This window comes from Klebsiella sp. CN_Kp091 (genome assembly GCF_040065095.1).
Taxonomy (GTDB): Bacteria; Pseudomonadota; Gammaproteobacteria; order Enterobacterales; family Enterobacteriaceae; genus Klebsiella; species Klebsiella aerogenes.
Map to the genome: position 1 here is coordinate 24,503 of NZ_JBEAIO010000008.1, position 12,728 is coordinate 37,230.

Annotated in this window: 17 protein-coding genes; 2 read left to right on the forward strand and 15 right to left on the reverse strand. The window is 52.9% G+C overall.

The features are described 5' to 3' along the window. The first annotated feature begins 158 nt into the window (after nucleotides 1–158). Nucleotides 159–641: an A24 family peptidase gene (locus tag ABLV17_RS08760; RefSeq protein WP_143115456.1), complete on the forward strand. Its 483-nt coding sequence runs from the start codon at nucleotides 159–161 to the stop codon at nucleotides 639–641. Here the strand turns inward: ABLV17_RS08760 and bfr are convergent. The 11 genes from bfr to fkpA all read right to left on the reverse strand — a co-directional run bounded on the left by bfr (nucleotide 625) and on the right by fkpA (nucleotide 8,828). Then, nucleotides 625–1,101, reverse strand: a complete 477-nt coding sequence (bfr, locus tag ABLV17_RS08765; RefSeq protein WP_015369420.1) for a bacterioferritin — start codon at nucleotides 1,099–1,101, stop codon at nucleotides 625–627. The genes ABLV17_RS08760 and bfr overlap by 17 nt on opposite strands. Before the next feature lie 74 nt (nucleotides 1,102–1,175). Further along, nucleotides 1,176–1,370 (reverse strand): bacterioferritin-associated ferredoxin, encoded by a 195-nt coding sequence (gene bfd / locus ABLV17_RS08770; RefSeq protein ID WP_015369419.1) that lies wholly within the window; start codon nucleotides 1,368–1,370, stop codon nucleotides 1,176–1,178. 180 nt (nucleotides 1,371–1,550) lie between these two features. Beyond that, nucleotides 1,551–2,735, reverse strand: coding sequence for an elongation factor Tu (tuf, locus tag ABLV17_RS08775; protein ID WP_015369418.1), 1,185 nt, complete (start codon nucleotides 2,733–2,735; stop codon nucleotides 1,551–1,553). 69 nt (nucleotides 2,736–2,804) lie between these two features. Further along, nucleotides 2,805–4,919 (reverse strand): elongation factor G, encoded by a 2,115-nt coding sequence (gene fusA / locus ABLV17_RS08780; RefSeq protein ID WP_015369417.1) that lies wholly within the window; start codon nucleotides 4,917–4,919, stop codon nucleotides 2,805–2,807. A 96-nt stretch (nucleotides 4,920–5,015) separates the two neighbouring features. Next, nucleotides 5,016–5,486 (reverse strand): 30S ribosomal protein S7, encoded by a 471-nt coding sequence (gene rpsG / locus ABLV17_RS08785; RefSeq protein ID WP_015369416.1) that lies wholly within the window; start codon nucleotides 5,484–5,486, stop codon nucleotides 5,016–5,018. Nucleotides 5,487–5,581: 95 nt separating this feature from the next. Further along, nucleotides 5,582–5,956, reverse strand: a complete 375-nt coding sequence (gene rpsL / locus ABLV17_RS08790; RefSeq protein ID WP_000246815.1) for a 30S ribosomal protein S12 — start codon at nucleotides 5,954–5,956, stop codon at nucleotides 5,582–5,584. Between the two features lie 124 nt (nucleotides 5,957–6,080). After that, entirely contained in the window at nucleotides 6,081–6,368 is a 288-nt protein-coding gene (tusB, locus tag ABLV17_RS08795; protein WP_308958274.1) for a sulfurtransferase complex subunit TusB, read from the reverse strand. Nucleotides 6,369–6,375: 7 nt separating this feature from the next. Beyond that, on the reverse strand, nucleotides 6,376–6,735 hold the full coding sequence (gene tusC, locus ABLV17_RS08800) for a sulfurtransferase complex subunit TusC (RefSeq protein WP_015369414.1): 360 nt from the start codon (nucleotides 6,733–6,735) through the stop codon (nucleotides 6,376–6,378). Next, a complete protein-coding gene (tusD, locus tag ABLV17_RS08805) occupies nucleotides 6,735–7,121 on the reverse strand; it encodes a sulfurtransferase complex subunit TusD (RefSeq protein ID WP_015369413.1) in 387 nt (128 codons plus the stop codon). Before tusD ends, tusC begins: the two co-directional genes overlap by 1 nt. Further along, nucleotides 7,121–7,843 carry a transcriptional regulator gene (locus ABLV17_RS08810; protein ID WP_004868391.1) on the reverse strand — a complete coding sequence of 241 codons (723 nt, stop codon included), beginning with the start codon at nucleotides 7,841–7,843 and terminating at the stop codon, nucleotides 7,121–7,123. The genes tusD and ABLV17_RS08810 overlap by 1 nt, the downstream gene beginning before the upstream one ends. A 166-nt stretch (nucleotides 7,844–8,009) precedes the next feature. Continuing rightward, on the reverse strand, nucleotides 8,010–8,828 hold the full coding sequence (fkpA, locus tag ABLV17_RS08815) for an FKBP-type peptidyl-prolyl cis-trans isomerase (protein ID WP_015369412.1): 819 nt from the start codon (nucleotides 8,826–8,828) through the stop codon (nucleotides 8,010–8,012). 221 nt (nucleotides 8,829–9,049) lie between these two features. On the opposite strand from fkpA, the gene ABLV17_RS08820 reads away from it, so the two are divergent. After that, nucleotides 9,050–9,268: a protein SlyX gene (locus tag ABLV17_RS08820; protein WP_015369411.1), complete on the forward strand. Its 219-nt coding sequence runs from the start codon at nucleotides 9,050–9,052 to the stop codon at nucleotides 9,266–9,268. 57 nt (nucleotides 9,269–9,325) lie between these two features. Here the strand turns inward: ABLV17_RS08820 and slyD are convergent, their stop codons facing one another. The 4 genes from slyD to kefG all read right to left on the reverse strand — a co-directional run bounded on the left by slyD (nucleotide 9,326) and on the right by kefG (nucleotide 12,580). Beyond that, nucleotides 9,326–9,916, reverse strand: coding sequence for a peptidylprolyl isomerase (gene slyD, locus ABLV17_RS08825; protein ID WP_015369410.1), 591 nt, complete (start codon nucleotides 9,914–9,916; stop codon nucleotides 9,326–9,328). A gap of 94 nt (nucleotides 9,917–10,010) precedes the next feature. Then, nucleotides 10,011–10,211: a YheV family putative zinc ribbon protein gene (locus ABLV17_RS08830; protein WP_004106389.1), complete on the reverse strand. Its 201-nt coding sequence runs from the start codon at nucleotides 10,209–10,211 to the stop codon at nucleotides 10,011–10,013. A 13-nt stretch (nucleotides 10,212–10,224) separates the two neighbouring features. Beyond that, the gene (gene kefB / locus ABLV17_RS08835; protein WP_087859085.1) at nucleotides 10,225–12,030 is read right to left on the reverse strand and encodes a glutathione-regulated potassium-efflux system protein KefB; all 1,806 of its coding nucleotides are present in this window, start codon (nucleotides 12,028–12,030) and stop codon (nucleotides 10,225–10,227) included. Then, nucleotides 12,017–12,580 carry a glutathione-regulated potassium-efflux system ancillary protein KefG gene (kefG, locus tag ABLV17_RS08840; protein ID WP_015369408.1) on the reverse strand — a complete coding sequence of 188 codons (564 nt, stop codon included), beginning with the start codon at nucleotides 12,578–12,580 and terminating at the stop codon, nucleotides 12,017–12,019. Before kefG ends, kefB begins: the two co-directional genes overlap by 14 nt. Nucleotides 12,581–12,728 lie beyond the last annotated feature (148 nt).

Consider the following 12,728-nt stretch of genomic DNA (forward strand, 5'->3'; position numbering starts at 1 on the left):
CATCACCACAATTTGCGCGTCTTCCCGCGAAGGCGCTCGGCAATGCAATAACACGATAAATAAGTCAGGAAGCCGCCATCCATCTTGCACAAATGCGCTTTGCGCTAACGCGCGACGATAAGCAATGTGAGCGCATTATCCCCGAACAGGAGTGTTCCATGCTTACCGTCCTCCCCTTCTTAGTTTGTTATTGTGGTTTAACCCTGGCGTTATGCCGGCAGGACCTGCTTCGCGGTCTTCTTCCCGACAGGCTCACCTGTCCCCTGCTGTGGAGCGGTTTTGTTTTTTACCTGTGTCTGGCGCCGCAGCGGCTTGAAGATGCCGTCTGGGGGGCTATTGCTGGCTATCTTTTTTTTGCCCTGCTCTATTGGCTATATCGCGGGCTTCGCGGATATGAGGGTTTAGGCTACGGCGACGTTAAATATCTTGCCGCCCTCGGCGCCTGGCACGGCTGGCAAAAGTTGCCACAACTGGTGTTGGTCGCATCTTTGGTTGCCGGTATGACATGGATGACATTAGCGTTGATTGGGAAGTATAAGCAACAACGAGGGGGTTTGAACAACCCGCTGCCGTTTGGGCCATTTCTGACTGCAGCGGGTTTTTGGTGCGGGTGGCAGACGTTCGCTAGTCTGACACTTTGATCTGCGATTGAAGGTAATTTTGCAGACCGATTTTGCCAATCAGATCTAACTCGGTTTCCAGCCAGTCAATATGGCCTTCCTCATCGGCAAGGATTTCAATCATCATATCGCGACTGACATAATCGTGAACGCTGTCGGCATAGGCGATTGCCTCACGCAGGTTTTGCGCGCCTTCCAGCTCCAGCCTTAAGTCAGACTGCAACATCTCTTCGACATCCTCACCGATGCCAAGTTTGCCAAGATCCTGCAGGTTAGGCAGGCCTTCAAGAAACAATATACGCTCGATGTACTTATCGGCGTGTTTCATCTCATCGATAGATTCATGATATTCAATATCGTTGAGGCGCATCAGGCCCCAGTTCTTGAACATTCTTGCATGAAGAAAATACTGGTTAATAGCAACCAGTTCGTTTCCCAATAATTTATTGAGATAACTTATGATTTTGACATCACCTTTCATTATAAAGTCCCTCCGCTTCCACTTATTGAAGCGTAGTCCGGGCTATAAGGATGTCAAAAAGAGAAGGGTCGCGATCAGGCGATTTCTTTGAATTCCGGCATGCTGGTTAATTCATCTTCCATCACTTCACGTGCCGCGCGGACGCACTTACCGCATTGATTTCCAACGGGAATAAATTTGCGTAATTGTTGAAAAGATTGCGGTTGAAATTGACGCACAACCTGACGGATTTTTTTATCGCTTACGCCATTGCACAAACAAACGTACATATAAACTCCCGTTCAATTTATGCACAAAGTTTAAATGAGAATAGTTATGATTACAATAGGCTGTTTATTAATTATCCGTAGTGGCGCACTTTATGAATATTTAAACCATCGCGGCTTATCACCAAATCATAGACAGCAAAAAGGGCGCCGAAGCGCCCTTTTTAATTCAAAGCTAACGAATTAGCCCAGAACTTTAGCTACAACGCCCGCGCCAACGGTACGGCCGCCTTCACGGATTGCGAAACGCAGACCGTCGTCCATCGCGATCGGGTGGATCAGGGTAACAACCATTTTGATGTTGTCGCCCGGCATTACCATCTCTACGCCTTCCGGCAGTTCGATGGTACCAGTCACGTCAGTAGTACGGAAGTAGAACTGCGGACGGTAGCCTTTGAAGAACGGAGTATGACGGCCGCCTTCGTCTTTGGACAGGATGTACACTTCAGATTCGAACTTGGTGTGCGGCTTGATGCTGCCCGGCTTAGCCAGTACCTGACCACGTTCGATTTCTTCACGTTTGATACCACGCAGCAGAACACCTACGTTCTCACCAGCACGGCCTTCGTCCAGCAGTTTGCGGAACATTTCAACGCCAGTACAGGTGGTTTTCGCGGTTTCTTTGATACCAACGATTTCAACTTCTTCACCAACTTTGATGATACCGCGCTCTACACGACCGGTAACAACGGTACCACGACCGGAGATGGAGAATACGTCTTCGATCGGCAGCAGGAACGGCTTGTCAATCGCACGCTCTGGTTCTGGGATGTAAGAATCCAGGAAGCCAGCCAGTTCGATGATTTTCGCTTCCCACTCTGCGTCGCCTTCCAGCGCTTTCAGAGCAGAACCACGAACGATCGGAGTGTCGTCGCCCGGGAAATCGTACTGAGACAGCAGTTCACGAACTTCCATCTCAACCAGTTCCAGCAGCTCTTCGTCATCAACCATGTCGCATTTGTTCAGGAACACGATGATGTACGGAACGCCTACCTGACGACCCAGCAGGATGTGCTCACGAGTCTGCGGCATCGGGCCGTCAGTCGCAGCAACAACCAGGATCGCGCCATCCATCTGAGCAGCACCGGTGATCATGTTTTTAACATAGTCGGCGTGGCCCGGGCAGTCTACGTGTGCGTAGTGGCGAGTCGGGGTGTCATATTCAACGTGAGAAGTGTTGATGGTGATACCACGAGCTTTTTCTTCCGGCGCGTTATCGATCTGGTCGAATGCGCGAGCAGCACCGCCGTAGGTTTTAGCCAGTACGGTGGTGATTGCAGCGGTCAGAGTAGTTTTACCATGGTCAACGTGGCCGATAGTACCAACGTTGACGTGCGGTTTTGTACGTTCAAATTTTTCTTTAGACACGGCTATATTCCTTACTATAGTGCTCTCCCCTCAGGAGAGAGCACGGGACTTAGGTTTTAATCCTGTGGATTATTTACCACGGGCTTCAATAACGGCCTGAGCAACGTTGTTCGGCGCATCATCATACTTCAGGAATTCCATGGTGTATGATGCACGACCTTTGGTCAGAGAACGCAGCTGAGTTGCATATCCGAACATTTCAGACAGCGGAACTTCAGCGTGGATCTTAACGCCAGTTACTTCAGATTCTTGACCGCGCAGCATGCCGCGACGACGGCTCAAGTCACCGATTACGTCACCGGTGTTCTCTTCCGGAGTTTCTACTTCAACCTTCATGATCGGCTCAAGCAGAACTGGTTTCGCTTTCTTAAAGCCTTCTTTAAAGGCGATAGAAGCGGCCAGTTTAAACGCCAGCTCAGAGGAGTCAACGTCGTGGTAAGAACCGAAGTGCAGACGGATACCCATATCAACTACCGGGTAGCCAGCCAGCGGACCAGCTTTCAGCTGTTCCTGGATGCCTTTATCAACGGCCGGGATGTATTCGCCAGGGATTACACCACCTTTAATGTCGTTGATGAACTCGTAACCTTTCGGGTTAGAGCCCGGCTCCAGCGGGTACATGTCGATCACAACGTGACCGTACTGACCACGACCACCAGACTGCTTGGCGTGTTTACCTTCAACATCGGTAACTTTCTGGCGAATCGCTTCGCGGTAAGCAACCTGAGGTTTACCGACGTTCGCTTCAACGTTGAATTCACGCTTCATACGGTCAACGATGATGTCGAGGTGCAGTTCACCCATACCGGCGATGATGGTCTGGTTAGACTCTTCGTCAGTCCATACGCGGAATGACGGGTCTTCTTTAGCCAGACGACCCAGAGCCAGACCCATTTTTTCCTGGTCAGCTTTGGTTTTCGGCTCAACGGCGATGGAGATTACCGGCTCAGGGAATTCCATACGCTCCAGAATGATCGGCGCATCCGGGTCACACAGGGTGTCACCAGTGGTTACGTCTTTCAGACCGATAGCGGCAGCGATATCGCCCGCGCGAACTTCTTTGATCTCTTCACGTTTGTTAGCGTGCATCTGAACGATACGACCGAAACGCTCACGTGCAGCTTTCACGGAGTTCAGTACGGTATCACCAGAGTTAACCACACCGGAGTACACACGGAAGAAGGTCAGGTTACCAACGAACGGGTCGGTAGCGATTTTGAACGCCAGTGCAGAGAACGGCTCTTCGTCGCTTGCGTGACGCTCAGCCGGGGTATCTTTACCGTCGTCCAGGATGCCGTTGATTGCCGGAACATCGATCGGGGATGGCAGGTAATCAATTACCGCATCCAGCATCGCCTGAACACCTTTGTTCTTGAACGCAGAACCACAGGTTACCAGGATGATTTCGTTGTTCAGAACGCGCTGACGCAGAGCTTTTTTGATCTCTTCTTCAGTCAGTTCTTCGCCACCCAGGTATTTTTCCATCAGCTCTTCGGAAGCTTCCGCAGCGGACTCGATCAGGTTCTGGTGCCATTCGTCAGCCAGTTCCTGCATGTCAGCCGGGATATCTTCGTATTCGAAGGTAACGCCTGCATCAGCTTCGTTCCAGTTGATGGCTTTCATTTTCACCAGGTCAACAACACCGGTGAAACCTTCTTCAGCACCAATTGCCAGCTGCAGCGGAACCGGGTTCGCGCCCAGACGGGTTTTGATCTGACCAACAACTTTCAGGAAGTTCGCACCCATGCGGTCCATTTTGTTAACGAACGCAATGCGTGGAACTTTATATTTGTTTGCCTGACGCCATACGGTTTCAGACTGCGGCTGAACACCACCAACTGCGCAGTAAACCATTACCGCACCATCAAGAACACGCATGGAACGTTCTACTTCGATAGTGAAGTCAACGTGCCCCGGGGTGTCGATGATGTTTACACGGTGCGGTTCATACTGTTTAGCCATACCAGACCAGAATGCAGTAGTCGCAGCGGAAGTGATGGTGATACCACGTTCCTGCTCCTGCTCCATCCAGTCCATGGTAGCGGCGCCGTCATGAACTTCACCGATTTTATGGTTTACACCGGTGTAGAACAGAATACGTTCGGTAGTAGTGGTTTTACCGGCGTCGATGTGCGCACTGATACCGATGTTACGGTAGCGTGCGATGGGTGTTGTACGAGCCATTTGATTCCTCGTTTATTTCTTTAGGCGTTCAGTTAAGTTATCCAGAGCGGGCGACTCATCTGAAACGCCCGCCTGGTGACTATGACTCCGAAGGGATTACCAACGGTAGTGTGCGAACGCCTTGTTGGCTTCGGCCATACGGTGAACGTCTTCACGTTTCTTAACTGCAGTACCTTTGTTGTCTGCAGCGTCAGTGAGTTCGTTCGCCAGGCGCAGAGCCATGGATTTATCACCGCGTTTACGAGCAGCTTCAACGATCCAACGCATTGCCAGAGCATTACGACGAACCGGACGTACTTCAACTGGAACCTGATAAGTAGAACCACCTACGCGGCGGGACTTAACTTCGACAGTCGGGCGCACGTTTTCGAGCGCAACTTCGAAGGCTTCCAGTTCAGTTTTACCAGAGCGCTGAGCCAGGGTCTCCAGCGCGCTGTATACGATAGTTTCTGCAGTAGATTTTTTACCATCTACCATCAGGATATTTACAAATTTAGCCAGCAGTTCTGATCCGAACTTCGGATCCGGCAGAATTTTACGCTGACCAATGACGCGACGACGTGGCATGGAAATACTCCGTTGTTAATTCAGGATTGTCCAAAACTCAAAGAGTTTAGTTTGACATTAATATAAAACGTTTGGCCTTACTTAACGGAGAACCATTAAGCCTTAGGACGCTTCACGCCGTACTTGGAGCGAGCCTGCTTACGGTCTTTAACGCCGGAGCAGTCAAGCGCACCACGAACGGTGTGGTAACGAACACCCGGAAGGTCTTTAACACGACCGCCACGGATCAGGATCACGGAGTGCTCCTGCAGGTTGTGACCTTCACCACCGATGTAGGAGGTGACTTCGAAACCGTTAGTCAGACGCACACGGCAAACTTTACGCAGTGCGGAGTTCGGTTTCTTAGGAGTGGTGGTATATACGCGAGTACATACGCCACGTTTCTGCGGGCAGGCTTCCAGCGCCGGCACGTTGCTCTTTGCAACTTTGCGCGCGCGTGGTTTGCGTACCAGCTGGTTAACTGTTGCCATTAAATAGCTCCTGGTTTTAGCTTTTGCTTCGTAAACACGTAATAAATCGCCTCATATAATATGAGGACGCAGAATTTTAGGGCGGTGCCGAAAAGGTGTCAAGAAATATACAACGATCCCGCCATTACCAGGCCAACTGACCTTCATGTTTGACCGTAAGACTGACGAAATCAGTATAGTCAACCCTGACGACACTGTCCGCAATTTGACCAGCCAGCCCGCGGGCTTCGATATCGTCTTGCAGAGCATGTAGGGTTATGGGGGCGGATTGCAGGATTTCAAGGAAACGGCCGCCGTCAATCGCCGCGATCACGCCATCGGAGAGCAGGAGCAGATCGTCGCCTGACTTCACCAGACGCAGCATCGCGTCGATATCGACATGCCATGGAGAGACGCTTAGAGTGTGGAGCATCTGGGCCTCAGAATCGTAGAATCACGTTGAACTCATCAAGCCGGGCGCGCAGCGCCTCTGGCTCGAGGCTTTCTACATCCACCACCCACGGCGTATCGGCGGCCAGGCCGCGCTCGCGGGCAGACGCCGCGCATAACCAACACTGTTCGATGTCATACAGCGATAACAGCTTGAAGGTGGCGATATAATCACGGGCGAGGATTTTTCCCGGCTGCTGGCCAGGGATAATCTGAAACACGCCGTCACCGACAAAAAAAACGCCGAGGTCGTCGGTGAGGGCCGAGGTCGCCAGTAAGGCGTCCAGCCCTTCCCTACCGGCTGCGCTGCCGTGCGGCGCGGAAGAAAATACGAAAGCCACGCGTTTCATCAGAACTGCACCATTCTATCGCAGGTTAACGACGCTTCAGCCAGCGCGCCTAACCCGCTTAAGGTGAAGCCCGGCTGCAGATTATGCGCCGGCAAACCAAGCTGCTGCGCTTCGCGTTCATCGGTCACGCCGCGGCGTAGCGCGGCTGCCACGCAAATGTGCAGCGCAACGGCATGTTCATCATGCAGGCGCTGCCAGTGACGCACCAGGTCTACCTCATCGCTGGCGGGGGCCGTCAGCTGATTGGCGTTGTAGACTCCTTCACGATAGAAAAATACGCAGGCCAGTTCATGTCCTGCGTTAATAACCGCCTGCGCAAACTGCCACGCGCTACTGGCCTGCTGAGTACCGTAGGCAGGCCCGGTTACGGTGATGGCAAAACGCATTACTTATCGAGCCCCTGGAAATCACCGCTTTTAAACTGGCGGATGTAGAGGTACACCGTGTGTTTAGAGATATTCAGGCGATCGGCTACCTGGTTAATCGCATCTTTGATATCGAAGATGCCTTTCTCGTATAGATTCAGCACGATTTGGCGGTTTTTCGCGTTATTCGATACGTTGCGATCGGCATTCACCTCTTCAATGGTGAACTCCAGCGTTTGCGCCACCAGATCATCCACCGACGAGGCAAAGTTAACCTGAGAGTTGACTTCCGGCGTTTCCGGCGGAATAAAAGTGCTCATAATCTGCGAGAACGGGACATCGAGGTTCATGTTGATACACAGCAGACCAATCACCCGATGTTCCCGGTTGCGAATGGCGATAGTCACCGATTTCATCAGCACACCGCTTTTCGCGCGGGTAAAATAGCACTTCGATACGCTGCTATCCGCTCCCGTCATATCGTGCAGCATACGTAACGCCAGATCGGTAATCGGCGAGCCAATTTGGCGGCCGGTGTGTTCACCGTTAGCGATACGAATAGCGGAGCATTTTAAATCCTGCAGTGAGTGCAGCACGATTTCACAATGGGAACCAATGAGCATCGCTAACCCGTCCACCACCGCTTCATAGGATTTTAGGATATCGAAGTCGGTCTGGTCGAAAGGACGTTGATCCAGCAGGTCAAGCTCGCTGGTTTCGTTGGTTAAAAGCGACCTGGACATGTAAAAAAGCACTCCTTTTCAGGAGCCTGTCGTTATCGTCAGGGCAGGCTCATCATCATTATTAAGCTATCTAAAGTAATACAGCGCCTGAGGAATTTTCCAGTTTTAATTATATCTGCAGCCAATAAAAAAGCCGCCGCCCCTGAAGGCGGCGGCTTATAGCAGATTACTTCTTAGCGTCTGCAGCCGGTGCTTCGGCAGCGGCTTCTGGCTTAGCATCAGCCTTCGGAGCCGGTTTGATGTCCAGCAGTTCTACATCGAATACCAGCGTAGAGTTAGCCGGGATACCCGGAACGCCAGTTTTGCCGTAGGCCAGATCTGGTGGGATAACCAGCTTGATTTTGCCGCCTTTTTTGATGTTTTTCAGGCCTTCGGTCCAACCAGGAATAACGCCATCGAGACGGAAAGAGAGCGGCTCGCCGCGGGTGTAAGAGTTATCGAACTCTTTACCGTCGATCAGCGTACCTTTGTAGTTCACCACGACGGTATCGCTGTCTTTCGGCGCATCGCCAGTACCGGCTTTCTCGACTTTATACATCAGGCCGGATTTAGAGGTTTTCACGCCCTTCTCTTTAGCGAAGGCGTCACGGAACGCTTTGCCTTTAGCATCGTTCTCGGTCGCATCTTTTTCCATCTTCTGCTGAGCGGCGGTTTTCACGCGGGTCTCAAAGGACTGCAGAGTGGTTTCAATTTCTTTGTCGGACAGTTTGCTCTTATCGGCAAACGCATCCTGCACGCCGGCGATCAGCTGGTCTTTATCCAGTTTGATACCCAGCTTCTCTTGTTCTTTCAGGGAGTTTTCCATGTAACGGCCGAGGGATGCACCCAGCGCATAAGCGGATTTTTGATCGTCATTTTTAAATGCCGATTTGCTGTCCGCCGCCGGTGCAGCTTTCGCTGCGGTATCGGCAGCAAAGGTCAGCGGTGCATTCAGGGCAACGGCCATCGTGGTCGCCAGCAGCGTTACTTTAAACAGTGATTTCATCCATTTCTCCAGGGCCGGGGCATCTCACCCCAGGGTTATCATAAAAAGCAAAAAACGTACTATAGAACGTTGCAGAACAAATCTACATACGGACCTACCTGAATATCGCCTCATTTCAGACTATTTTTGTATGAATTAGTTTCCTCTCTGACGTTACGATGCTGCGTTAACGCGGAAACTTGAGTAGAATCCGCCCGCAAACAAGACAGAAGAGGCGACCTATGAACGATAGCACAATGGAGACGCGTCTGGCGGAACTGGAAAGCCGACTGGCGTTTCAGGAGATCACCATCGAGGACCTCAACAAAACCGTCACGGCGCATGAAATAGAAATGGCCAAAATGCGCGAACATATGCGCTTGATGATCGAAAAACTGAAAGCGACACAGCCGTCGCACATCGCGTCACAGTCTGAAGAGACGCCGCCTCCGCATTATTGAGACGTAAAAAAAGCGGGTTTCCCCGCTTTTTTGGCTATTCGCGCGAACGCGACGCCATTAGTGGCAACCGCAACCGCCGTTACCGCAACCACCTTTGCCGTGTTCATGGTCGTGACCATGATCGTGGCCGTGGCCGCCGCAGCAACCGTCATGACCGTGGTCATGATCGTGATCGTGGCCATGAGCGCCGTGTACGTGACCGTGCTCCAGCTCTTCTGCAGTGGCTTCGCGCAGGGCGACAACTTCTACGTTGAACTTCAGATTCTGACCAGCCAGCATGTGGTTGCCGTCAACCACCACGAAATCGTCGCCGACTTCAGTGATTTCAACCGGTACCGGACCCTGGTCGGTTTCAGCCAGGAAGCGCATGCCAACCTGCAGTTCGTCAACGCCCATGAAGACGTCTTTAGGAACGCGCTGAACCAGGTTTTCGTCATACTGGCCGTACGCGTCATTCGCGCCGACTTCGACATCAAATTTATCGCCCACTTCGTGGCCGTTTAATGCGTTTTCCAGGCCGGAAATCAGGGAACCGTGACCATGCAGGTAGTCCAGCGGCGCACTCACCGGAGACTCATCAACCAACACACCGTCTTCTGTACGTACCTGATAGGCCAGGCTGACCACCAGGTCTTTTGCTACTTTCATGATATCTCCTGAGCATGGGAAGAATAGTGGCGCAGATTGTAGCGGAATTCTGCAGCCGTGTACCCTCTAGCTTAAAAAAAGGCGACAGATAACGCTAGTCCGGATGAAAAATGCCGATCACTTGCTCTTCTTTGCGAACGTGTTCGCGGACCTCTTTATCGGCCTCGCGCATCTGATGTCCGCACTTAACGCACTCAACAATATCGACATTATTCTCGCGCCACATCGCCAGTGAATCCTGCGCCTGGCACGCCGGACATTTTGCGCCGGCAATAAAACGTTTACGTACCGCCATTTTGCTCTACCTTCTATTCAAACTCGTCCCAGCCGTCCAACTGCCGGCTTTCTTTCTGCATTTCACGCTCAAAAATCTCTTCCAGCTCGCGCCGGGCTTCCCGCACGCGAGATATCTGTACAGTATCAGTATGCACCGGCATTAACTCGCGCAGCATTCGCATATCGAGGCGTCGAAAGTGCAACTGCGCGCGCTGCGCCTGATGCGGATGCATTCCCAGGGTCACCAGCGCCTTGCGCCCCAATTCCAGGGCGCTGGAGAAGGTTTCTCGCGAGAACTGCGTCACGCCAGCCTGTAATAACTCATGCGCTTCTACGCGCCCCCGCGCTCGGGCCAGAATATGCAGGTGGGGAAAATGCTGTTGGCACATCTCCACCAGCTTCATGGTATCTTCCGGCTCGTTGCAGGTAATCACAATCGACTGCGCCTCTTCCGCCCCCGCCGAACGCAGTAGCTCAAGCTGCGTCGCGTCGCCGAAATAGACTTTGTAGCCATATTTGCGCATCAGGTTGACCGCGCTGATATCGCGTTCAAGCACGGTAATACGCATTTTATTAGCCATCAGCAGACGCCCGATCACCTGACCAAAACGTCCGAAGCCGACGATAATCACCTGTGGCTTATCATCCTCGACCCACGGCGCCTCATCGGTATCCTCCGCCGGGTTAAGCCGTCGCGACAGCACTTTATCAATGACCTTCATCAGGAGCGGCGTGGTCATCATCGATAAGGTTACGGTAACCAGCAGCAGCGCCATTTGATCGTTATGGAACAGCTTCTGCGAAGCCGGCATGGAAAAGAGAACAAAGGCGAACTCGCCGCCCTGGCTCAATACGCCGGCGAACTGCGTGCGCTCGGCGCTGCGCAAACCGTATACCCGGGCCAATACATAAAGCACCAACGCTTTAACCGCCACCAGCGCGGCAACGCTTAGCGCGACCCACAGCAAATGGGTGTAGAGCACGCCAAGATTCAGCGCCATGCCGACGGAGATAAAAAATAGCCCCAGCAGCAAGCCTTTAAACGGCTCAATAGCGATTTCCAGCTCGTGGCGATATTCGCTTTCCGCCAGCAGCACGCCCGCGATAAACGTCCCCAGCGCCATTGACAGCCCCAGGGCATCCATAAACAACGCTGAGCCCAGCACCAGCAGCAGCGTGGCGGCGGTGAAGACCTCGCGCACGCCGGAACCGGCGATAAAACGGAATACCGGGCGCAGCAGAAAACGACCGCCAATCAGCATGCCGGCGAATGCCAGCACCTTCATCCCTACCGACATCCAGTTAAAGTTATCGTCGCCGTGTCCGGCGAGCAGCGGGACCAGCGCCAGCGCCGGGATCACCGCTAGATCCTGAAATAACAGTACTGAAAATCCAAGCTGGCCGGATTCGTTACGGCTCATTCCCTTCTCGCGCATCAGCTGCAGCGCCATCGCGGTAGAGGACATTGCTAACCCAATACCGCCCACCACGGCCGCCTGCCACGAAAACCCGGTGACCACCAGCAATCCGCCAAGGATCGCCGCGCTAAACAGCACCTGCGCCGCGCCGACGCCGAATATCGAGTTGCGCAGTTGCCACAGTTTGGCCGGATTGAGCTCAAGGCCGATGATGAACATCAGGAATACAACGCCCAGCTCGGAAAAATGGAGAATTTCATCCACATCGCTAATAAAGCCAAGCCCCCACGGGCCAATCGCAATCCCGGCCAGCAGGTAACCGAGTACGGCGCCAATACCCAGCCGGGCCGCCAGCGGTACCGCCACCACGGCGGCAAACAAAAACAGTACCCCTGCTAATAGCAAATCAGCTCCCGCCATTGACGCCTCCTGTTGCAACAGGATTCGCGAGCCAGTCGCGATACGCGCGGGCGTGGCTTTGCAAATCTTCCGGCCGCTGTCGGCGCGCCCAGTAGACAATAATCGGACTCAGCCAGTGCATGCGGCACATGCCGGCCGTTAACTCAAAAGGGCGCAGAATATCGTTCATCGGATAGCGGTTAGCATCGCGGCGGTAAGCGCTCTCCGGCTCGCCGGTGGTGATCACGCTGCGCCAGTACTTTCCCGCCAGTTGATTCCCTCCCGCGCCGCTGGCGAAGCCGCGGCTCAGCACCCGGTCCAGCCACTCTTTCAACAATGCCGGGCAGCTCCACGTATACAGCGGATGCTGGAAAACAATCACCTGATGCTGACGCAGGAGATCCTGCTCATGGGCGATATCAATAAAAAAATCTGGATAGTGCGCATAAAGATCGTGCACGGTGACATTCGGCAACTGTAAGGCCGGTTCAAGCAAAACCCGGTTGGCCACGGAATCCTGAGATTCTGGGTGGGCATACAGCAGCAACACTTTCGCTGTCTGAGACATCATTCCCCTCCCGAACGTCATCTGGCGGCTTGCGAAGCGGCTGCGTCTCGACGCAACCAGAATGACTTTGTCTATCGTCTTCATTTTGGGCTACCATTGCGGCCCTATGGAGCGTTTCGCTTCCACACTACATTATCATAAAGACAAATTA

Bases quoted from the DNA above. Each gene is read 5' to 3' on its own strand.
- ABLV17_RS08820 (WP_015369411.1), top strand. From the start codon at position 9,050: ATGAACGATAGCACAATGGAGACGCGTCTGGCGGAACTGGAAAGCCGA.
- rpsG (WP_015369416.1), bottom strand. From the start codon at position 5,486: ATGCCACGTCGTCGCGTCATTGGTCAGCGTAAAATTCTGCCGGATCCG.
- rpsL (WP_000246815.1), bottom strand. From the start codon at position 5,956: ATGGCAACAGTTAACCAGCTGGTACGCAAACCACGCGCGCGCAAAGTT.
- ABLV17_RS08830 (WP_004106389.1), bottom strand. From the start codon at position 10,211: ATGGCGGTACGTAAACGTTTTATTGCCGGCGCAAAATGTCCGGCGTGC.
- kefB (WP_087859085.1), bottom strand. From the start codon at position 12,030: ATGGCGGGAGCTGATTTGCTATTAGCAGGGGTACTGTTTTTGTTTGCC.
- ABLV17_RS08760 (WP_143115456.1), top strand. From the start codon at position 159: ATGCTTACCGTCCTCCCCTTCTTAGTTTGTTATTGTGGTTTAACCCTG.
- tusB (WP_308958274.1), bottom strand. From the start codon at position 6,368: ATGCTCCACACTCTAAGCGTCTCTCCATGGCATGTCGATATCGACGCG.
- bfd (WP_015369419.1), bottom strand. From the start codon at position 1,370: ATGTACGTTTGTTTGTGCAATGGCGTAAGCGATAAAAAAATCCGTCAG.
- tusC (WP_015369414.1), bottom strand. From the start codon at position 6,735: ATGAAACGCGTGGCTTTCGTATTTTCTTCCGCGCCGCACGGCAGCGCA.
- kefG (WP_015369408.1), bottom strand. From the start codon at position 12,580: ATGATGTCTCAGACAGCGAAAGTGTTGCTGCTGTATGCCCACCCAGAA.
- slyD (WP_015369410.1), bottom strand. From the start codon at position 9,916: ATGAAAGTAGCAAAAGACCTGGTGGTCAGCCTGGCCTATCAGGTACGT.
- tusD (WP_015369413.1), bottom strand. From the start codon at position 7,121: ATGCGTTTTGCCATCACCGTAACCGGGCCTGCCTACGGTACTCAGCAG.
- bfr (WP_015369420.1), bottom strand. From the start codon at position 1,101: ATGAAAGGTGATGTCAAAATCATAAGTTATCTCAATAAATTATTGGGA.
- fkpA (WP_015369412.1), bottom strand. From the start codon at position 8,828: ATGAAATCACTGTTTAAAGTAACGCTGCTGGCGACCACGATGGCCGTT.
- ABLV17_RS08810 (WP_004868391.1), bottom strand. From the start codon at position 7,843: ATGTCCAGGTCGCTTTTAACCAACGAAACCAGCGAGCTTGACCTGCTG.
- fusA (WP_015369417.1), bottom strand. From the start codon at position 4,919: ATGGCTCGTACAACACCCATCGCACGCTACCGTAACATCGGTATCAGT.